This window comes from Limimaricola cinnabarinus (genome assembly GCF_047631075.1).
GTDB classification, from domain to species: domain Bacteria; phylum Pseudomonadota; class Alphaproteobacteria; order Rhodobacterales; family Rhodobacteraceae; genus Limimaricola; species Limimaricola cinnabarinus.
On the sequence record NZ_JBLHYX010000014.1, the window covers coordinates 30502 to 51189 of the forward strand.

Here is a 20688-nt window from a genome sequence, read left to right on the forward strand (position 1 = left end):
CATCCACTGGAGGTCAAAATAGCTAACGGCGGGTTAAACCCTGCTCTCAGCCCCGTTCAAAACGGGCCAGAAAGAAGCCGTCGCCATCCTGGCCGGGCAAGCGCTGCATCCGGTCGCGCAAGATCCATCCGGAGTGACGGGACAGAAAGGCCGCGACGTTCGCATCGTTTTCTTCGCACAGAACGGAGCAGGTCGCATAGCTCAGGCTGCCGCCCGGTGCGACATGGCGCGTGGCCGCATCGAGCAGCCGCGCCTGAAGCGCCGCGAAATCGGCGAGACCGGAGGGCGTCAGCTGCCACTTGCCGCCCGGGTCGCGGCGCCAGGTGCCGCTGCCAGAGCATGGCGCATCCACGAGAACATGATCGCAGGTCATCGAACCCAGCTTTTCGGCCATATTGATGCGCACCCCGGCGCGCGCCGCGCGATCGGGAATGTCGCGCATGCGCGCGGCGCTGATGTCATGCGCCGTCACCGCCACATCCGCGCGCCCCGCAAGAGCGAGAGCCTTGCCGCCACCACCCGCGCACATGTCGAGCACGGTCTGCCCGTCACGCAGGGGCAGCCGCAGCATGGCGGCCTGGGAGGAGGCATCCTGAAGCTCGATCAGCCCCTCCGCGAAGGCCCGCCCGCGCGTGATCGCGCGTTCGCCGGAGACCACCCGCAGCGCTCCCTCGACCTCGTCATGTGCGACGGCCTCAATGCCATCGGACGCCAGCGATCGAAGTGCCCTTTGCGCATCGCCCCGGCGCGGATTGACCCGCAGATAGACCGGCGCGCGGTCACGCAGCGCCTGCGCGGCGGCTTCGGCCTCTTCGCCCATATCCGCCTCGAAACGATCCCAGAGCCAGTCCGGCAGATCTTGGCGAACCGCCGGGCCGGGTCGAGTGGCGGGAGAGGCGGCTTCATCGGGGGACAACGGTGCGGGAGCATGGTCCTGCCCCGTGAAGATGTGATCCAGTTCAGTTTCAGTCTGGCGCAGCATTCCGATCATGATGCCGCGCCCCGTCTCGGCCCCGCCCTCATGCGCCGCCGAACGGCGACGGCGCCAGCCACCGAACACCAGATCGCGGACGGCGGCGCGGTCCTTGGATCCGGCATAGCGACTGCTCCGTGACCAGCGTAGCAGGGCCTTTTCGATCGGCATTCCGGAGACGCAATCGTCGAGCACGCCGATTGCGGCGGCCACGCGCGCAGCTGGAGTCATCGCTGCGACCCTGCCTTCTTGTGCTGCTTCATGTCCTGCATCCTGTTCCGCCAAGACAATGTCTCAGCCGATCCGGTAGTTCGGGCTTTCGCGGGTGATCTGCACGTCGTGCACGTGGCTCTCCTTGAGCCCCGCGCCGGTGATCTTCACGAAATCGCAATTGCCGCGCATCGACGTGACCGTGGGGTGGCCGGTATAACCCATCGCCGCGCGCAGGCCGCCCACGAGCTGGTGCACCACGGCGGTGGCGGTGCCCTTGTAGGGGACCTGCCCCTCGATACCCTCGGGCACCAACTTGTCGGAGGCCGCGTCCTTCTGGAAGTACCGGTCTGCCGAGCCGCGGGCCATGGCACCAAGGCTGCCCATGCCCCGGTAGGATTTGAAGGTCCGGCCCTGATAGAGGATCACCTCGCCGGGAGACTCGTCGGTGCCCGCGATCATCGATCCGACCATCGCGCAGCTCGCGCCGGCGGCGATCGCCTTGGCGAAATCGCCCGAGAACTTGATGCCGCCATCGGCGATCACCGGCGTGTCGCCGGCGGCCTGCGCGCAATCCATGATCGCGGTGAGCTGAGGCACGCCGACGCCCGCGACCATCCGCGTGGTGCAGATCGAGCCCGGGCCGATGCCGACCTTGACCGCGTCCGCGCCCGCGTCGATAAGCGCCCGGGTCGCCGCCCCGGTGGCCACGTTGCCGGCCATGATCTGGACCTCGCCCGCCGCGCGCTTGAGTCGACGCACCGCCTCGGCCACCCCTTCGGAATGGCCGTGTGCGGTGTCGATGACGACGATGTCCACCCCCGCCTCGACCAACGCCATGGAACGCTCGAAACCCGCATCGCCGACGCTTGAGGCGGCGGCCACGCGCAACCGCCCCAGCCGGTCCTTGCAAGCCGACGGGTTGAGCACCGCCTGCTCGCTGTCCTTGAGCGTCAGAAGGCCCGTCAGGCGGCCATCGGCATCGGTGACGAGCAGCTTCTCGATCCGGCGCTCCTTCATCAGGTTGCGCGCTTCCTCGAGATCGGCGGGCTCGTTGAGCATGGCGAGGTTGTCGGCGGTCATCATTGCCTTCACAGGCGTGCGGTCGTCGGCGGCGAAGCGCATGTCGCGGTTGGTGACGATGCCGACGACGCGGCCGCCCTCGCCCACCACCGGAAAGCCGGTGACCGCATACTGCTCCATCAGCCGGCGCGCATCGGCCAGCGTCTGGTCGGGGGTGAGCGTGATCGGGTTGTAGACGATGCCCGACACGAAACGCTTCACCTGCCGGATCTGCTCAGCCTGTTCGGCGACGCCGAGGTTGCGGTGCACCACGCCGATGCCGCCCGATTGCGCCATGCAGATCGCCATGCGCGCCTCGGTCACGGTGTCCATCGCGCTCGACAGGAGCGGGATGTTCATCGCGATGTCGCGCGTCACCATTGTGCGGGTATCGGCCGTGGACGGCATGACGCTCGATGCGGCGGGAACCAGCAGAACGTCATCGAAGGTCAGAGCCTCGCGAATCTCCATCGGGACCACTCCTTTGGGATGCTTCGTTTGGCACGTCCCTATCGCACCGATCTTCCCGAGGGGAAAGGGCCAAAGCGGCGTGTCGCATTGGCGACACGCCCTGCCGCGCCCGCACCCTTTTCCTCGCGGCGCAATCGCCTATGGTCCGCCCAAGCACCGCACGCCCCCGAAAGGCCCGACATGACCCAGGACCCCCTCGTGATCTTCACCCCTTCGGGCAAGCGCGGCCGCGTGCCCGAGGGCACCACGGTCCTCGCCGCCGCGCGCCGCCTCGGCGTCGATCTCGACAGCGTCTGCGGCGGCCGTGGCATTTGCTCAAAATGCCAGGTAAGCCCCGGAAAGGGCCAGTTTTCAAAGCATGGCGTCACCGTGGCCGAGGACGCGCTGAGCGAGGTCAACGCCGTCGAGGAGCGCTATGACCGCATTCGCGGCCTCAAGCCCGGCCGCAGGCTGGGCTGTCAGGCGCAGATCCGCTCCGACGTCGTGCTCGACGTGCCCCCCGAAAGCCAGGTGCACCGCCAGGTGGTGCGCAAGAACGCCGATGCGCGCCCCCTCGTCATGGACGCCGCGACGCGCAAATTCTTCGTCTCGGTCCCCGAGCCCGACATGCACGAGCCCAAGGGCGATCTGGAGCGCCTGAGCGAGGCACTGCGCGGTCAGTGGCGCATCGGCGAGGTGTCAGCCGCCCCTTCGGTGCTGGCCAAGCTGCAGCAGGCGCTTCGCAAGGGCGCGTGGGAGGTGACCGTCGCGCTGCATCAGGAGACCGAGGACGGGCCGCGCCGCATCCTCGACCTCTGGCCCGGCTTTCGCGCAGAACCGTTCTGGGGTCTGGCCATCGATCTCGGCTCCACCACCATCGCGGCGCACCTGACCTCGCTCGAGGATGGCCATGTCGAGGCATCGGCCGGCGTGATGAACCCGCAGATCCGCTTTGGCGAGGACCTGATGAGCCGGGTCAGCTATTCGATGATGAACGAGGGCGGCGCGGCGGAGATGACCTCGGCCGTGCGCGCGGCGATCGACGATCTGGCGCGCGAGCTGGCCGCCGAGGCCGGGATCGAGGCGCGCGACATCGTCGAGACGGTCTTCGTGTGCAACCCGGTGATGCACCACCTGCTGCTCGGGATCGACCCGGTGGAGCTTGGTCAGGCCCCCTTTGCGCTTGCCACGTCGGACGCCGTCGCCCTGCCCGCCCGCGATCTGGATCTCACGGCGCTGAACCCCGGCGCGCAGGTCTATGTGCTTCCCTGCATCGCCGGGCATGTTGGCGCAGATGCCGCCGCCGTGGCCCTGTCCGAGCGGCCCGACCAGTCGGACGATCTGGTGCTCATCGTCGATGTCGGCACCAATGCCGAGTTGCTGCTGGGCGACCGGGCGCGGGTACTGGCCTGCTCGTCGCCCACCGGCCCCGCCTTCGAGGGCGCGCAGATCAGTTCCGGTCAGCGCGCCGCCCCCGGTGCCATCGAGGCGATCCGCATCCACCCCGACACCAAGGAGCCGCGATTCCGCGTCATCGGCTGCGAAAAATGGTCCGACGAGCCGGCGTTCTGGGACGAGGTCGGTCCGGGCGGCGTCACGGGCATCTGCGGCTCGGGCATTATCGAGGCGGTGGCCGAGATGCGCATCGCCGGTCTGGTGGATGCGCGCGGCCTGATCGGCTCGGCCGGGCAGACCGGCAGCGAGCGCCTGATCGCCGAAGGCCGCACCCATGCCTATCTGATCCACGACGGATCGGAGGCGGGCGGCCCGCGCGTCACTGTGACCCAAGGCGACATCCGCGCGATCCAGCTTGCCAAATCGGCGCTCTACGCGGGCGCGCGGCTGCTGATGGACGAGCGTGAGGTCGAGGCCGTGGACCGGGTCGTGCTTGCGGGCGCCTTCGGCGCGCATATCAGCCCCATGCACGCCCTCGTGCTGGGCATGATCCCCGACGTGCCGGTCGAGAAGGTCACCAGCGCCGGCAATGCCGCCGGGACCGGGGCGCGGATCGCCCTGTGCTCGGTCGCGGCCCGCCGCGAGGCCGAGGCGCTGGTGCGCCGGATCACCAAAGTCGAGACCGCGATCGAGCCGCGCTTTCAGGAGCATTTCGTCGCCGCAAACGCGATCCCGCACGCCACCGCCCCCTTCGCGGGGCTGCGCGCGACACAACCTCTGCCCGAGCCCAGCTTCAACGCGAATGGCGGCGGCGAGGCGGGCGGTCGACGGCGCAGGCGGGCGCGCGACTGAAGGAAACCCGCTTGACGATGCGCGCGGGCTTGGCTACCTCCAAGCCAGAGCGCGCGGGTATGGTGAAAAGGTATCACGAAAGCTTCCCAAGCTTCAGTTACGGGTTCGATTCCCGTTACCCGCTCCAACCTCTCCCGCACGCGACAACCTGACGGGAGAGACGACATGTCCGACATCAAGCGTATCGAATCCAATGCCCGCATGAGCGCGGCCGTGGTCCATGGCGGCATCGCCTATCTGGCGGGCCAGATCGGCACGCCGGGCAACGACGCCCGCGCCCAGACCCGCGAAATCCTCGCCGAGATCGATCGGCTGCTCGGCCTCGCCGGGACCGACAAGACGCGCATTCTCACCGCGCAGATCTGGCTCTCGGACATGGCCTATTTCGCCGACATGAACGCCGAATGGGAGCCTTGGGTCGCCAAGGACTGCGCCCCGGCCCGCTGGACCGGAGAGGCCAAGCTCGCCACGCCCGAGCACCTCGTCGAGATCATCGTGACCGCGGCGGTCTGAGCGCGGCCCTGTCCGCTTCACTCTGAAAATACCCGGATCGCCCGGCCTGACACCAAGCGACCCCGCCCCGGAACCAGACTACGAAAAAGGGCGGCCCGTGATGGGGCCGCCCTTCGCATGTCGTGACCCGTGGCCGATCAGGCGCCGTTGGCGCGCAGGAAGCCCACGAGCTGCGCGGTGGAGCCGTCCTTGTCGTCGGCACCCTGCTCGCCATCGACAATCGGCTGCAGCGCTGTGGCCAGCTCCTTGCCCAACTCCACGCCCCATTGGTCGTAGGAATTGACGCCGAGCACGATGCCTTCGACGAAGACGCGGTGCTCGTAGAGCGCGATGATCTTGCCCAGCGTCTCGGGATCGAGCTTCGGGTAGGCCAGCGTCGTCGAGGGCCGGTTGCCCGGGAACACCCGGTGCTTCGCCTGCCGCTCCAACTCGTCGCCCTCGAATTTGCCTGCGACCTTGTCGCGCGCCTCGTCGAGATCGCGGCCCTTCATCAGCGCCTCGGACTGCGCGAGGCAGTTGGCGATGAGCAGTCGGTGCTGATGCTCCAGCCCCTCCTCGTGCCCCTTGGCGGCAACGAGAAACTCGCAAGGCACGACCCGCGTGCCCTGATGGATCAGCTGGTAGAAGGCGTGCTGCCCGTTGGTGCCGGGTTCGCCCCAGACCACGGGGCCGCTGTGGAACTGCAACTCCTCGCCATCCATCGAAACCCGCTTGCCGTTCGATTCCATTTCAAGCTGCTGGAGATAGGCGGGCAGACGGGCGAGACGGTTGTCATAGGGCAGCACAGCGCGGGTGGCGTGGCCCAGCACCTGGTTGTGCCACATCCCCACGAGGGCCAGCATCGCCGGCATGTTCTGCTGCCACGGTGCGGAGCGGAAGTGCCGGTCCATCGCTTCGCCGCCGCGCAGGAAGGCGCGGAACGCTTCCGGCCCGATCGCGATCATTAGCGACAGGCCGATCGGCCCCCACATTGAGTAACGTCCGCCGACCCAGTCCTCGAAGCCGAAGACCCGCTCCGGCGCGATGCCGAAGGCGGCGGTCTTGTCGGCCGCCGTCGACAGCGCGGCGAACTGTGCGCCGGTGTCGGATACGGTCTGCCCCATCCATGCCTTGGCGGTGCGGGCGTTGGTCATCGTCTCGATGGTGGTGAAGGTCTTGGAGGCGACGATCACCAGCGTCGTCGCCGGATCGCAGGCCGACAGCGCGTCGGCGATGTCGGCGGGATCGACATTGGACACGAAGTGACAGCGCGGCCCGTCGTGATAGGGCGCCAGCGCCTTGGCGGCCATCGCGGGGCCGAGGTCCGAGCCGCCGATGCCGATATTGATCACGTCGGTGATCGCGCCGCCCTGCCCGGTGATCTCGCCCGAGCGTACGGCGCGGGCGAACCCTTCCATGCGCTTGAGCGTGTCCAGCACCTCGGGCATGACATCCTGACCGTCGATGGTCACGGCGCCGCCGTCGAGGTTGCGCAGCGCCGTGTGCAGCGCCGCGCGCCCCTCGGTCTCGTTGATCGGCGCGCCCGAGAACATCGCCTCGCGGCGGCCCGCCACGTCCCGCGTGTCAAGCAGCGCGACCAAGGCATCGCGCGTCTCGGCGTCGATGTTGGTCTTGGCGTAATCGAACAGCATTCCCAGCGCGCTGACGGAGTAACTCCGGGCGCGGCTTGGATCATCGAACAGCGTCTCGATGCGCCGGTTCTCCACGGCCTGCGCCCGTGTCTTGAGATCGTTCCACATGTCTCAGCCCTCCGCCCAGTGCACGGTCGCGCCCTTCAGGATCGCCGATACGGGCGCCTCCTGCGGATCAAGTGACTGGGCTTTTTCCAATGCGGCGCGCTTTTCGGCACCGATGATCACGATGTGCCGACGCATCGCGTCGTTCAATACCTTGGCCGACAAGGTGATGCGCGGCTCCGGCGCGCCGGGCGCGCGCATCGCCACGAGCGTCGCATCACCGTTCAGCGCAGCGTCGAGCTGGTCCGCGCCCGGAAAGATCGAAGCGGTGTGCATGTCCGCGCCCATGCCCAACAGCACCACCGAGAGCGGCAGATGCGGCGCCAGCGCCCCCTGAAGCGCGTCGAGCCTTTCTTCGGGACGCTCGGCCTCGGCATAAAGCGGCAGGTAATGCGCCGCTGCTGCCTCGCCGGTGAACAGCCGACGCCTGAGCAGGCCGGTGTTCGAGCGTTCGGAGCTTTCGGGCACCCAGCGCTCGTCGGTGAGCATCACATGCACCTTCTCCCAATCGAGCCGGATCGCCGAGAGCGTGTCGAAGACCGGCCCCGGCGTGGTGCCGCCGGGCACCGCGAGGCTGGCGCGGCCATCGGCGGTGATCGCCGCGCGCAGCTCGCTGGCGACCCGGTCGGCAAGGTCGATCATCATCATCTCGGAATCGGCGTATTCGACGAATTCCATGCCGTTGGTTCCTTTCGGTTTCCTATCGGCACCACGGCAGGGCCGCGGCGCCCGGGCCTCTCAGCCCTTGATCTCGCGCCAGCGCCGGCCGTCGCGATGCATCAGCATCATCGCATCCTCGGGGCCGGCGGTTCCGGCGTCATAGAGCTTGGGCACGTCGTTGCGTGCCTCCCAGCCCTCGATGATCGGATCGGTCCAGGCCCAGGCCGCCTCGACCTCGTCGCCGCGCATGAACAGCGTCTGGTTGCCGCGGATCACGTCCATGATCAGACGCTCATAGGCGTCGGGCGCGTCCTCGCGGTCCGGGCCCAGCGCGTCGGCGAAGGTCATGTCGAGCGGCACGTCGACAAGCCGCATGCCGCCCGGGCCCGGCTCCTTGATCGTCACCTGCAGGTCCATCCCCTCATTCGGCTGAAGCCGGATCGACAGGATGTTGCGATGCCGCGCGGTGTCGCCTTCGAAGATCGTGTGGCCGAGATCCTTGAACACCACCGCGATCTCGGAGGAGCGCGCCTTCATGCGCTTGCCGGTGCGGATGTAGAACGGCACCTTGGCCCAGCGCCAGTTGGCGATGTGGCATTTCAGGGCCAGAAAGCTCTCGGTAAAGCTACGCGGGTTCTCGGCGTCATCGCGGTAGGAGGGACCGTCCTGCGACGCCTCGTACTGGCCGCGCACGATCTGGTGCGGCTCGACCGGTTGCAGGGCGCGGATCACCTTGAGCTTCTCGTCGCGCACCGTGTCGGCGTCGTAGGTCGAGGGCGGCTCCATCGCGATCAGACACAAAAGCTGCATCAGGTGGTTCTGCACCATGTCACGCATCGCGCCCGATTTGTCATAGTAGCTGCCACGCCCGGTCACGCCCACGGTCTCGGCCACGGTGATCTGGATGTGATCGATGTAATGCGAGTTCCACAGCGGCTCGAACAGCACGTTGCCGAACCGCACGGCCATCAGGTTCTGGACCGTTTCCTTGCCGAGATAGTGGTCGATCCGGTATATCTGCCCCTCGTCGAAATGCTCGGCCAGCGTGGCGTTCAGCGCCTTGGCCGAAGCGAGATCGCGGCCAAAGGGCTTTTCCACGACGATCCGGCTCGAAGCATCGGCGATGCCATGCTGGTGCAGCCGCTCGGCCAAGGCGCCAAACAGCGAAGGAGCCACCGAGAAATAGAAGGCGCGGATCACGCCGTCGCGCATCAGATCGCGCAGCTGGCTCCAGCCGCCATCGCCCGTGGCGTCGATGGCAACATAGTGCAGCCGCCCGAGGAAGGCGTCGATCCCGCCCGCATCGTTCTTTTCCTCCGAGCCGAACTCGGCGATCGCCTCGCGGATCATCTGCCGGTAGCCCGCATCGTCCATGTCGGAGCGTGCGGCTCCGATGATGCGAGCCTCGGCAGGCATCTGGCCCGACCGGAAGCGGCGAAACAGCCCCGGCAGGATCTTGCGCCGGGCAAGGTCGCCGGTGCCGCCGAAAATGACGAGGTCGAAGCTGTCGACCGGAATGACGCGCGATACCATGGGTGTCTCCGTCTGGGCGGCCACCGAAGGCCGTGCAGTTAGCGCTAACGCCGCCCTCTTAGCGGTGTGATCGGCCGCAGTCTAGGCATCGGCGGATGGGCTGCAACCCGATCCCGGCGAAACAGCGCGGCCTTGGCGCGATCAGGCCTCCAGTTCGGCGTCCCAATAGAGGAAATCGATCCAGCTGTCGTGCAGGTGATGCGGCGGGAAGCGCCGGCCGCGGTCGCGCAACTCCTCCGCGCCGGGCCGGCGCGGCGCGCGGGTCAGGTGCAAGCCGGATTGCCGCAGGCTTCGGGAGCCCTTGCGCAGGTTGCATGGCGAACAGGCGGCAACGACGTTCTCCCAGCTCGTGACACCGCCACGCGCGCGCGGGATCACGTGATCGAAGGTGAGATCACCTTTGGAGCCGCAGTACTGGCAGCGAAAACCGTCCCTCAGAAATAAATTGAAGCGCGTGAAAGCCACGCGCTTCTGGGGTCGGACAAAATCTCTCAGCACCACGACCGAGGGTATTCGGATCACCGTGGAGGGCGAATGCACCTCGGCATCGTATTCGGCGACGATATCGACCCGGTCGAGGAACACCGCCTTCACCGCCTCCTGCCAAGGCCATAGAGACAGCGGGTAATAGGAGAGCGGCCGGTAATCCGCGTTGAGCACCAGCGCCGGGTGCTGCCTGAGCCCCACCGGGTCGCGTACGAACTCGGTCCTGAAGTCGCCTTGCATCGTGAGTCCGTCCTCGCTCTCGCAGCCCCTTCGGACGACCAGAGCGGGAGCCCCGCTCCTGCCGTACATCGACTATATCTGGCGGCGACAAGCTGGCAAGTCCCAAGGTCGTGTCGTCGCAAGGATCAGCTTGGCCCGCGTGGATGACATCAACATGACGATGAGCGGTCGTTCTGCCCCGAGATCAGGCGATCCCGAGACGCTCGCGCATGAAGGCCAGCGCCACTTCGAGTCCGTCGGGGGCGATTCCATGCGCCGTGCCCTTCATTACATGGGCATAAAGGTCGGTCCAACCGGCCTCCTGCAGCGCCTGCGCCGCCTCGGGCAGCGATTGCGGCGGCACCACCTCGTCCATGTCGCCATGCACCAGAAGGATCGGCAGCCGGTTCTGCACCTCGTCGGCGAGAAGCTCGGGCTCGAGCAGCCGGCCCGAAAAGGCCACCAGCCCCGCGACCGCGTCCTCGCGGCGCGGCAGCACGTGCAGTGCCATCATCGTGCCTTGCGAAAAGCCCACGACCATCACCTGCTCGGGCAGCAGGTCCTCATCGACCATGACCCCATCGAGAAAGGCATTGAGATCCTCGGCGGCGCGGGCGAGGCCCTGGCGGCTCTCTTCTTCACTCGACCCGTCGATCCACGGGATCGGGAACCACTGGAACCCCATCGGCGCGCCGATGCAGGCTTCCGGCGCATCGGGTGCGAGAAACAGCGTGTCCGGCATGTGCTCGGCCAGCGGATCGGCAAGCCCCAGAAGATCGGCCCCGTTGGCGCCGTAGCCATGCAGGAAGACCACCGCCGAGCGCATCTCGCCGCTGAGCGGCTCCACTCGGCCGGATTGCAACGCGCGTGTCATAGGATTCCTTCCCTGCCCTTCACATGGTGGTAGTATTCCCACAGACCGCGTGCCGCAACCGCGCGCCAAGGTGACCATTGCGCCGCGATCTCGCGCAGCGCGCGTTCCTTGGGCCGCTCCTCCAGCCCCAGCAGGTGCCGCGCCCCCTCCTGCAGCGCGAGGTCGCCGGGTGCGAAGACATCCGCCCGGCCCAGCGCGAACATGGCATAGATCTCGGCGGTCCAGACGCCGATGCCGGTGACGGCGGTGAGGGTAGCGATGACCTCGTCCGTGGGCGCGTCGCGCAGGATGCCGAAGTCGATCCCCGCCTGCGCCAGCGCCCGCAGGTAGCGCATCTTCTGGCGCGACAGGCCACAGGCGCGAAGGCTCTCGTCATCCGCCAAAGCGAGCGTTTCGGCCCGTAGCAGACCGGCCTCTTCGAGCCGCCCCCGGATCGCCCGCGCCGAGGCGGTCGACACCTGCTGGCTGACGATGGCAGACGCGAGTTGACCAAAGCCGTCAGGCGTGCGGCGCAGCGGCAGCGGACCGGTGATCTCGAGAAGCCGGGCGAAATGATCGGTGTTCGCCGCGAGCCAACCGGCCCCCTCGGCCACGTGGTCCTCATGCGTGATGATGCGTTCGCTCACAGATCCTCCGCCCATTGCAGCGCCGCTTCCACCGTTTCGACCACCTGCGCCCCGTCGGGCAGCGGCGGCCGGTCGAGCAGCACGACCTTCAGCCCCAGCCTACGCGCCGCTTCGAGCTTGGCGCGCCCGTCCTCACCGCCCGAATCCTTGGCCGCCAGCACGTCGACCCCCATCAGCGCGAAGAGCGCCATTTCGTCGTCGGCGCTGAAAGGCGGGCGCGAGACGACCCATTGGCCGTCCTCATGGGGGAACGGCCCCGGCGCCGGATCGATCCTGCGGCACAGCACGCGGCGGCCTTCGAGACCGCTGAAAGCTTCGAGCCGCTGTGGCCCGGTGGCCAGAAAAACGGTCTTGCCGCGCGGCACATGCGCCGCGAGGTCGGCCTCGGCCTTGATGCGGGTCCAGTCGTCTCCCGGCGCGGGCGTCCAGCCGGGGCGGCGCAGAATGAGATGCGGCAGGCCGATCTCGCAGCAGATCCGAGCGGTGCGCCCGGTGATGGTCTCGGCAAAGGGATGGGTGGCGTCGATCACGGCGGTGATGCCATGCTCATCGAGCGCGGCACGAAATCCCGCCTCGCCGTCGAACCCGCCACTGCGCACCGGGACGCCCGGATCGAGCGGACGACGCGTGCGCCCGGCGAGCGAGGCCAGCACCGGCATGCCGCGCGTGGCCAGCCCGGCGGCGATCTCGCGCCCCTCGCGGGTTCCGGCGAGCACCAACACCGTCACGAGGCGCGCCCGAGGATCGTGCCCGCGCGGTCGATGACCACCACGTCGAAGGCGATGGCGCTGCCGTCCCGCGCGGTGCCGAAACGGGAGGAGAGCTGCGCCAGCGCCGCTTCGGCCACGCGCTGCCCCAGATCAGGGACCATCCGCGCCGCATCGAGCGCCGTGTTAGCCGCCGCGATCCCCGGCACGCCCGCCAATTCGGCGAGCGCGGCGAAATCCACTTGGGACCGGGCAGAATGCAAATCCACCGCACCCTGTGCGAGCTTGGTGATCTTGCCGATGCCGCCACCGATGGTGACGCGCGGCACAGGGTGTTTGGCCAAGTATTTCAACATGCCGCCCGCGAAATCGCCCATGTCGAGCATCGCGTGATCCGGCAGACCATGAAGCCCCTGAACCACCCTCTCGGATGTCGCCCCGGTGCAGCCTGCCACATGCATCAACCCTGTCGCGCGCGCCACGTCGACGCCCCGGTGGATCGAGGCGATCCAAGCCGCGCAGGAGAACGGACGCACAATGCCCGTGGTGCCGAGGATCGATATGCCTCCGGTGATCCCGAGGCGCGGGTTCCACGTCTTCTCGGCCAGCGCCGCGCCGCCAGGGACCGAGATGGTGATCTCGACATTCGGCGCGCGCGCGAGGTCGGCGGCGATCTCGGCCACCACCTCCTCCATCATGGCGCGCGGCACGGGGTTGATCGCGGGCTCCCCCGGCGGGACGGGCAGTCCGGCCTTGGTCACCAAGCCCACACCCTCGCCCGCGCGGAACGTCACGCCCTGCGCCGCCTCGCGTACCCGCGCCACGATCAGTGCGCCATGCGTGACATCCGGGTCGTCACCCGCATCCTTGACGATACCCGCTTCGGCCCAGCCCTCGCCCTCATCCCGATGCGCCACAGCAAAGACCGGCGTTTCGCCACGCGGCAGGGTGATCGACACCTCGCCTAGCCATGCTCCACCCCAGAGCCGCAACAGCGCCGCGCGCGTGGCGGCGGCGGCGCAGGCGCCGGTGGTCCAACCGCGGCGAAGGGGGGCGGGCGTGCTCATATGCGCGACATTAGGCGCGCGGGGCGATGGTGGAAAGCGCGACCGGGGGTTCCCTCGCGCCGGGCGCGCGGCAATAACGATCCCATGACCGACTCGATCGCCCTCCCCGCCCATCACTGGCCCGCCCTCGAACCCGGCTGGGTCTGGCTTTGCGGCGCGGGCCCCGGCGATCCGGGCCTGCTGACGCTGCACGCGCTCAACGCGCTCCGGCAGGCCGATGTCATCGTCTACGACGCGCTGGTCGACGAGCGTATCCTCGACTGGGCGCCCGACGCCAAGAAGATCTATGCCGGGAAGCGGGGCGGCAAACCTTCGGCCAAGCAGCGCGACATCTCGCTGCGGCTCGTCGAACTGGCGCAGGCCGGGCGGCGGGTGCTCAGGCTCAAGGGGGGCGATCCCTTCGTCTTCGGTCGCGGCGGCGAAGAGGCGCAGACGCTGGTGCAGCATGGCGTACGGGTACGGATCATTCCGGGCATCAGCGCCGGCATCGGCGGGCTGGCCTACGCCGGTATTCCGGTCACACATCGCGACGTGAACCAGTCGGTGACCTTCGTGACCGGCCACGACCAATCGGGTGCCACGCCCTCCTCGCTCGACTGGGCCGCGATCTCGCGCGGCAGCCAGGTCATCGTGATCTACATGGGCATCAAGCATGCCAGCGCCATCGCCGACGCCCTGCTCGCGGCGGGTCGCGCGGTGGACGAACCGGTGGCGGTGGTCGCGGGCGCTACCACGCCTTCGCAGAAGGTGCTGGAGACCCGGCTCGACCGCATGGCCGAGGACATCGAACATACGAAGCTGGAGCCGCCGGCGATCATCTGCATCGGCCGCGCGGCCTTGATGCGGCAGGTGCTCGACTGGCAGGGCCAACTCGCGGGCGAAGCCCCGCGCGATCTCGATCCGCTGGGACGCGGACGGCCCGCCGAGCAGGGCTGATGCCCGGCCTGTTGATCGCCGCACCTTCCTCCGGCTCGGGAAAGACCACGGTCACGCTCGGCATCCTGCGCGCGGTCTCGCGGCGCGGGATCGCGGTGCGGGGCGCGAAATCCGGACCGGACTATATCGACCCCCGCTTCCATGAGGCGGCCTGCGGGGCGGCCTGCTTCAATCTGGATGCCTGGGCGATGGGCGCCGAACGTTTGAAGGCCTTGGCAGGCGGGGCCGAGACCTTGGTGGTCGAAGGCGCGATGGGCCTCTTCGACGGCGCGCCGCCCGATGGTCGAGGGGCCAGCGCCGATCTGGCGCGGCAACTAGGCCTTCCGGTCGTGCTGGTGGTCGATGCCGGTCGCATGGCGCAATCCGTGGCGCCCCTCGTGGCGGGGTTCGCAGGCTTCGATCCAAAGGTCCGGATCGGTGGGGTCGTGTTGAACCGCGTGGGTTCCCCCCGACACGAGGGAATGCTGCGCCGGGCGCTGGAGCGCATCGGCCTGCCGGTGCTCGGGGCGCTACCGCGTGAAACGGGCCTTTCGCATCCCTCCCGCCACCTCGGCCTGGTGCAGGCGGGTGAACGTCTCGACCTCGACCGCTTTATCGATCACGCCGCCGACCTCGTCGAGGCGCATCTCGATCTCGGCGCCCTCATGGGGTTGGCGCAGTCCGCCGCTCCCTTGCCGCCACGTACCGGTCCGCACGTGCCGCCGCCCGCGCAACGTATCGCACTGGCGCAGGATGCGGCCTTCGCTTTCTCCTACCCGCATCTTTTGGCCGATTGGCATGCACAGGGCGCTGAGATCCGGCCCTTCTCGCCCTTGGCCGACCAAGCCGTCCCGGAGGCGGATCTGGTGCTGCTTCCGGGTGGTTATCCCGAGCTTCACGCAGGCAAGCTGGCCGGAGCGCAGATATTCATGCAAAGCCTTAGAAAGTCGGCTCAGAATTCTGAGATATATGGAGAATGTGGCGGATACATGGTTCTGGGCGACAGCCTGACAGATGCGGAGGGCACCGCGCACCAAATGGCGGGGTTGCTGCGGCTTTCGACGTCCTTCGCCAGCCGCAAGCTCCATTTAGCCTATCGCCGCGTGACGGCGGCGCATGGGCCGTTCAGGGGCGACTGGACCGCGCATGAGTTCCACTATGCCACCACGCTCTCGGCCATCGGCGCGCCGCTGTTCGAGGCCCGCGACGCGGAAGGCACGGCCTTGCCACCGATGGGGCTGCGGGAGGGGCCGGTCTGCGGATCGTTCGCGCATCTTATCGATCGGGCGTGACAGAGCGGCGCGTGGCCGCTACCGGTGATGCATGACAAGCGCACCCATTCCCGACGATCGCCGCGCCAAGCGCAATACCGCGTTTCTGGTCGCAGCACAGGCGATCCTCGGCGCGCAGATGCCCATCCTTTTCGTGATCGGCGGCCTCGTGGGGGCGGAGCTGTCGCCCAATGCCTGCCTCGCCACTCTGCCGATCTCGCTCATAGTGTTCGGCTCGATGACCACGGCGCCGTGGATCTCGCCGCTGATGCAGCGGCGCGGACGACGCGCGGGGTTCGTGATCGGGGGCATCGCCGGGGCGCTCGGTGCCGGGCTCGGGGCGCTGGGGCTGATGCTCGGCTCGTTCCCGGTGCTGCTGCTTGGCTCCTATGTCACCGGCATCTACATGTCGGCGCAGGGCTTCTACCGTTTCGCGGCCGCCGATTCGGCCTCCGACAGCTTCCGCCCCAAGGCGATCTCATGGGTGATGGCGGGCGGTCTCGGTGCGGCGATCATCGGCCCGCAGCTCAACAAGGCGGTGCTCGACGCCTTCGCGATACCCTTTCTGGGCAGCTACCTCGCCGTGATGGCGCTGAACCTCGGGGGGCTGTTTCTATTCCTCGGGCTCGACCTGCCGGTCGGCACGCCCTCCGATCCCAAGATCGCGCCGGTCCCGAACCGGTCCCGGCGGGCCCTGCTGCGCGAGCCGGGCATTCTCGTCGCGATTCTCTGCGCGATGGTGTCCTACGGACTGATGAACCTCGTGATGACCTCCACCCCGCTCGCGGTGGTCGGCATGGGGCATGGGCGCGACCACGCCAATGACATCGTCTCGGCGCATGTGCTCGCGATGTATGTGCCGTCGTTCTTCACCGGCCACCTCATCGCGCGATTCGGCGCGGCGCGGATCGTGGGCACGGGGCTGGCGCTTCTTGGGGCCGCCGGACTGACTGGCCTGTCGGGCACGAGCCTGCCCGCCTTCTACGCCACGCTGATCCTGCTTGGCCTTGGCTGGAACTTCGGTTTCATCGGCGCGACAGCGATGCTCACCTCCGAGCACCGCCCCGAAGAGCGCGGCGTGGTGCAGGGCCTCAACGACACGTTGGTTTTCGGCTTCGTGACGCTGGCGTCGCTGTCGTCGGGCGGGCTCATGAACTGCTCCGGCGGGATGCCCGCCCAAGGGTGGTTTTCCGTCAACTCGGCGATGTTCCCCGCGTTGGCGTTGGCGGGTGGTGCACTTCTTTGGCTCCGTAACCGCCGCCGGGTTACCATCGCCCCGTCGCGGCCCTGAGCGCCAGCGCGGCGGCACCGGCGGCGGGGCCGGGGGTCAAGGCGCCCTGCGCGACGCGGCCCGGATCGGCCACCGCGCGCTTCAGGACGCCCTCGGCCTGCCACGCGGCGCGCAGCGCCGGGACGACCGCCTTCTTTGACAGTCGCGTCTTTCGAGCGTCATGCAGCGCTTTGAGTCCGCGCCGGGCGAACTCGCGTACCGCCTCGGGGCGTCCATCGACGAGCGGGCGTTTGCCACGCTCCTCGAAGCCGGGGATCGCCATGAGCCAGAGCGCCACGCCGTGGCCGAAGCCCGCCCTGCGGATCGGACCTTCCTCGTCGTCACCGGCCCCGAGCGCCTTGGCCGATAGCCACATCAGCCCGCCCGCCGTGGCGTCGACATGCGCGTCGAGGGCGGCCTGATCCTCGAACGGGTCCGAGTAGATGTCCCACCGCCGCGCGGCCACCAAGGCGTCGAGCGCGGCTTCGGGCAAGGCCGCCTCGCGCACGACCTGCGCCAGGGGGGCTGCGACTTCGTGGGCGCGCACGGGCGCGCCGCCGACGATCTCCTCGACCACGTCGCGCCACCATTGCAACCGCATCTCCGCGATCATCGGCTCCTTGGTCACGAAGGGCGCACGCGCCACTTCGAGGTTGAAGGCATAGAGCGGAAACAGCTTTTCGCGGGCGGCCACCGGCGCAGTCATGGCCGCGCGGAACCGGTCGGGATCGCCACGTTCGACGAGACCTGCACAGGCGGCGACGCTCATGGCCGCGCCACCGGTGCTGCGCCGTCTCGGATCAGCTTCCAGCGGATGGAGTCCACCAGCGCGTCGAAGCTCGCATCGACGATGTTGGCCGAGACGCCCACGGTGGACCAGCGCTCCCCCTGCCCGTCCTCGCTGTCGATGATGACGCGGGTGACGGCCTCGGTGCCCCCATCGGTGATGCGCACCTTGAAGTCGACGAGATGCACGTCGTCGATGATCGACTGGTAGGGGCCGAGATCCTTGCCCAGCGCGCGACTGAGCGCGTTGACCGGACCGCGATCCGACCCGTCCGGCCCGGCGCTTTCCGACACACTCATCACCTTCTCGCCGCCGATCTTGACCACGACCACCGCCTCGGACAGCGACACCATCTTGCCACGCTTGTTGCGGCGCCGCTCGACCGTGACACGGTAGCGCTTGACCTCGAAGAAGTCCGGCAGCCGCCCCAGCTCGTCCAGCGCCAGCAGTTCGAAGCTCGCCTGCGCGGTGTCGTAGGAATAGCCGCGCGACTCCTGCTCCTTGATCCGGTCGAGGATGCGGGCGAGCGCGGGATCGCCCTTCTCGACCTCGATCCCGGCGCGGGCGAGGCGTTCGCGCAGGTTCGATTGCCCCGCCTGGTTCGACATCGGCACGATGCGGGAATTGCCGACGATGCCCGGCTCGATGTGCTCGTAGGTCGAGGGGTCTTTGGCGATCGCGCTCGCATGCAGCCCGGCCTTGTGGGCAAAGGCCGAGGCGCCGACATAGGGGGCCTGCTTCATCGGTACCCGGTTGAGGATGTCGTCGAGAAGCCGCGAGGCACGGCGCAGCCCCTTGAGCGCGTCCGGCGTCACGCCGGTCCGCATCGTCGAGGCGTAGGGCTCCTTGAGCAGCAGCGTCGGGATCAGCGTGGTGAGGTTGGCATTACCGCAGCGCTCGCCCAGTCCGTTGAGCGTGCCCTGGATCTGGCGCGCGCCTGCTTCGACCGCGGCCAGTGAACAGGCCACCGCCTGCCCGGTGTCGTCATGGCAATGGATGCCCAGATGATCGCCCGGGATTCCGGCGGCGATCACGTCGCGGGTGATGGCCGCGATTTCCTCGGGCATGGAGCCGCCATTGGTGTCGCACAGCACGACCCAGCGCGCGCCGGCATCATAGGCGGAGCGGATGGCGGCGAGGGTGTAGCCCGGGTTCGCCTTCCAGCCGTCGAAGAAATGCTCGGCATCGAACAGCGCTTCGCGGCCCTGCGCCACGATATGCGCGATCGACCCGCGGATGTTGGCGAGGTTTTCGTCGAGCGTGATGCCGAGCGCCGTGGTGACGTGAAAATCATGCGTCTTGCCGACGATGCAGACCGACGAGGTGTTTGCGTTGAGCACCGCCCCCAGCACTTCATCATTGGCGGCCGACCGCCCGGCCCGCTTGGTCATGCCGAAGGCGGTGATCGTGGCGCGGGTCGCGGGCGGATTTTCGAAGAACTCGCTGTCGGTTGGGTTGGCGCCAGGCCAACCGCCTTCGATCTGGTCGATGCCGAGACCGTCAAGCGCCTGCGCGATCTGGATCTTCTCGCGGGTCGAGAATTGTACGCCTTGGGTCTGCTGCCCGTCGCGCAACGTCGTGTCGTAAAGATAGAGCCGGTCGGTCATGCGCTGCCCCCGAGTTTGGTCTCGTCGAAATCCGGGCCGGGCTGCCAGCTTGCCTGCCCGCCCATATCGGTCACCTGCACGCCTGCGGCGCTGAGGATGTCGCGGATGCGGTCGGCCTCGGCCCAGTCTTTGGCGGCGCGCGCCTGCGCCCTGCGCGATAGAAGCGCAGTGACGGCGGCGTCGACCTCGGGCGCGATCGCGGGCGCCGCGTCGGCCCCCGCGAGGGTGGCGAGCGCGTCCCAATCCTCGATCAGCCCCATCAGTTCGAGCGTGGCGGCAAAGGGCACGAGCTTGGCCGGAGTCTTGGCCGCCGCCAGAACATGCATCCGGGCGATGGCGCCGGGGGTGTTGAGATCGTTGGCAAGTACGCCGAGGAACTCCTTGTCCATGCACCACTCGCCAGACGCCTTCAGGCCCTTGACCATCCTGGCGGTAAAGCCGTGCGCGTGCAGGATGCCGTACCACTTGGCCAGCGTCGCCTCGGCCTCGGCGCGCTTGTCCTCGGTCCAGTCCATCGGCTTGCGGTAATGCGTGCCCAGCATGACAAGACGGATCACTTCGCCCGGCACACCGCGGTCGAGCAGGTCGCGCACGGTGAAGAAATTGCCCAAGGACTTGGACATCTTCTTGCCTTCGACCTGCAGCATCTCGTTGTGCATCCAGATCCGCGCGAAATCGCCTTCAGGATGGGCGCAGGCGGATTGCGCGATCTCGTTCTCGTGGTGTGGAAACTGCAGATCGATGCCGCCGCCATGGATGTCGAAGCTTTCGCCGAAGAGCTGGTAGGACATGGCCGAGCACTCGATGTGCCAGCCCGGACGCCCGCGCCCGACGCTCTGGCCTTCAACAACAGGACCGTCCCATCCGGGCTCGTCGTCGCGCGACGGCTTCCACAGCACGAAATCCATCGGGTCGCGCTTGTAGGGGGCCACCTCGACGCGCGCGCCCGCGATCATGTCCTCGACCGCGCGGCCCGACAGCGCGCCGTACTCGGCATGGCTCGATACCGAGAACATCACGTGGCCCTCGGCGGCATAGGCATGACCCGAGAGCACGAGGCGTTCGATCATCGCGACCATCTGGCCGATGTAATCGGTGGCGCGTGGTTCGTGATCGGGCCGCAGCGCGCCGAGCGCGTCCATGTCCTGATGATACCACAGGATCGTCTCATTGGTGATCTCGCGGATCGGGCGACCGGTCTGGGCCGCGCGCGCGTTGATCTTGTCGTCGACGTCGGTGAAGTTGCGCGCATAGGCGACATGGTCCGGGCCGAAGATTTCGCGCAGCAGCCGGTAGAGCAGGTCGAACACCAGCACCGGCCGCGCGTTGCCCAGATGCGCCCGGTCATAGACCGTCGGCCCGCAGACATAGAGCCGGATGTTCTCCGGGTCGATCGGCGTGAACTCCACCTTGCGGCGGGTCTTGGTGTCGTGCAGGCGGATCGTCGTCATGTGGGCCTCGCAGGCGGTGACGCC

18 protein-coding genes and 1 tRNA gene are annotated in these 20688 nt (G+C 68.1%); 6 read left to right on the forward strand and 13 right to left on the reverse strand.

Annotation, left to right across the window (positions count from 1 at the left end; all coding sequences use genetic code 11):
• Positions 1-46: 46 nt before the first annotated feature.
• The gene (locus ACJASC_RS12230) at positions 47-1204 is read right to left on the reverse strand and encodes an RsmB/NOP family class I SAM-dependent RNA methyltransferase (protein WP_415146296.1); all 1158 of its coding nucleotides are present in this window, start codon (positions 1202-1204) and stop codon (positions 47-49) included.
• 63 nt (positions 1205-1267) lie between these two features.
• The gene (gene guaB, locus ACJASC_RS12235; RefSeq protein WP_415146297.1) at positions 1268-2716 is read right to left on the reverse strand and encodes an IMP dehydrogenase; all 1449 of its coding nucleotides are present in this window, start codon (positions 2714-2716) and stop codon (positions 1268-1270) included.
• A 180-nt stretch (positions 2717-2896) separates the two neighbouring features.
• On the opposite strand from guaB, the gene ACJASC_RS12240 reads away from it, so the two are divergent.
• The 3 genes from ACJASC_RS12240 to ACJASC_RS12250 all read left to right on the forward strand — a co-directional run bounded on the left by ACJASC_RS12240 (position 2897) and on the right by ACJASC_RS12250 (position 5455).
• Positions 2897-4942: an ASKHA domain-containing protein gene (locus tag ACJASC_RS12240; RefSeq protein ID WP_415146298.1), complete on the forward strand. Its 2046-nt coding sequence runs from the start codon at positions 2897-2899 to the stop codon at positions 4940-4942.
• 53 nt (positions 4943-4995) lie between these two features.
• Positions 4996-5069, forward strand: a tRNA-Gly gene (locus tag ACJASC_RS12245).
• 38 nt (positions 5070-5107) lie between these two features.
• A complete protein-coding gene (locus tag ACJASC_RS12250; RefSeq protein WP_415146299.1) occupies positions 5108-5455 on the forward strand; it encodes a RidA family protein in 348 nt (115 codons plus the stop codon).
• Between the two features lie 137 nt (positions 5456-5592).
• Here the strand turns inward: ACJASC_RS12250 and pgi are convergent, their stop codons facing one another.
• The 8 genes from pgi to ACJASC_RS12290 form a co-directional block, all read right to left on the reverse strand.
• Complete coding sequence (pgi, locus tag ACJASC_RS12255) at positions 5593-7194, reverse strand: glucose-6-phosphate isomerase (protein ID WP_415146300.1); 1602 nt, start codon at positions 7192-7194, stop codon at positions 5593-5595.
• 3 nt (positions 7195-7197) lie between these two features.
• On the reverse strand, positions 7198-7869 hold the full coding sequence (gene pgl, locus ACJASC_RS12260; RefSeq protein ID WP_415146301.1) for a 6-phosphogluconolactonase: 672 nt from the start codon (positions 7867-7869) through the stop codon (positions 7198-7200).
• Between the two features lie 60 nt (positions 7870-7929).
• Positions 7930-9384: a glucose-6-phosphate dehydrogenase gene (zwf, locus tag ACJASC_RS12265; protein WP_021693112.1), complete on the reverse strand. Its 1455-nt coding sequence runs from the start codon at positions 9382-9384 to the stop codon at positions 7930-7932.
• 141 nt (positions 9385-9525) lie between these two features.
• Entirely contained in the window at positions 9526-10110 is a 585-nt protein-coding gene (locus ACJASC_RS12270) for an HNH endonuclease (protein WP_415146302.1), read from the reverse strand.
• A gap of 184 nt (positions 10111-10294) precedes the next feature.
• Complete coding sequence (locus tag ACJASC_RS12275; protein ID WP_021693110.1) at positions 10295-10963, reverse strand: alpha/beta hydrolase; 669 nt, start codon at positions 10961-10963, stop codon at positions 10295-10297.
• Positions 10960-11604, reverse strand: a complete 645-nt coding sequence (locus ACJASC_RS12280) for a DNA-3-methyladenine glycosylase family protein (protein ID WP_415146303.1) — start codon at positions 11602-11604, stop codon at positions 10960-10962. The genes ACJASC_RS12275 and ACJASC_RS12280 overlap by 4 nt, the downstream gene beginning before the upstream one ends.
• On the reverse strand, positions 11586-12317 hold the full coding sequence (locus tag ACJASC_RS12285) for a cobalt-precorrin-6A reductase (RefSeq protein WP_415146304.1): 732 nt from the start codon (positions 12315-12317) through the stop codon (positions 11586-11588). Before ACJASC_RS12285 ends, ACJASC_RS12280 begins: the two co-directional genes overlap by 19 nt.
• Positions 12314-13363, reverse strand: coding sequence for a cobalt-precorrin-5B (C(1))-methyltransferase (locus ACJASC_RS12290; protein WP_415146305.1), 1050 nt, complete (start codon positions 13361-13363; stop codon positions 12314-12316). The genes ACJASC_RS12285 and ACJASC_RS12290 overlap by 4 nt, the downstream gene beginning before the upstream one ends.
• Before the next feature lie 84 nt (positions 13364-13447).
• Between ACJASC_RS12290 and cobA the strand changes: the two genes are divergently transcribed.
• Genes cobA through ACJASC_RS12305 form a run of 3 tightly spaced genes read left to right on the forward strand, consistent with a single transcriptional unit; the run spans position 13448 to position 16840 of the window.
• Positions 13448-14299: a uroporphyrinogen-III C-methyltransferase gene (cobA, locus tag ACJASC_RS12295; RefSeq protein ID WP_415146306.1), complete on the forward strand. Its 852-nt coding sequence runs from the start codon at positions 13448-13450 to the stop codon at positions 14297-14299.
• Positions 14299-15570, forward strand: coding sequence for a cobyrinate a,c-diamide synthase (locus ACJASC_RS12300; protein WP_415146307.1), 1272 nt, complete (start codon positions 14299-14301; stop codon positions 15568-15570). Before cobA ends, ACJASC_RS12300 begins: the two co-directional genes overlap by 1 nt.
• Before the next feature lie 31 nt (positions 15571-15601).
• Positions 15602-16840, forward strand: coding sequence for an MFS transporter (locus ACJASC_RS12305; protein WP_415146308.1), 1239 nt, complete (start codon positions 15602-15604; stop codon positions 16838-16840).
• Here the strand turns inward: ACJASC_RS12305 and ACJASC_RS12310 are convergent.
• Genes ACJASC_RS12310 through cysS form a run of 3 tightly spaced genes read right to left on the reverse strand, consistent with a single transcriptional unit; the run spans position 16815 to position 20664 of the window.
• Complete coding sequence (locus ACJASC_RS12310) at positions 16815-17588, reverse strand: squalene/phytoene synthase family protein (RefSeq protein ID WP_415146309.1); 774 nt, start codon at positions 17586-17588, stop codon at positions 16815-16817. The genes ACJASC_RS12305 and ACJASC_RS12310 overlap by 26 nt on opposite strands.
• Positions 17585-19213, reverse strand: a complete 1629-nt coding sequence (gene cimA / locus ACJASC_RS12315; RefSeq protein WP_415146310.1) for a citramalate synthase — start codon at positions 19211-19213, stop codon at positions 17585-17587. The genes ACJASC_RS12310 and cimA overlap by 4 nt, the downstream gene beginning before the upstream one ends.
• Positions 19210-20664 carry a cysteine--tRNA ligase gene (gene cysS / locus ACJASC_RS12320; protein WP_021693102.1) on the reverse strand — a complete coding sequence of 485 codons (1455 nt, stop codon included), beginning with the start codon at positions 20662-20664 and terminating at the stop codon, positions 19210-19212. Before cysS ends, cimA begins: the two co-directional genes overlap by 4 nt.
• Positions 20665-20688 lie beyond the last annotated feature (24 nt).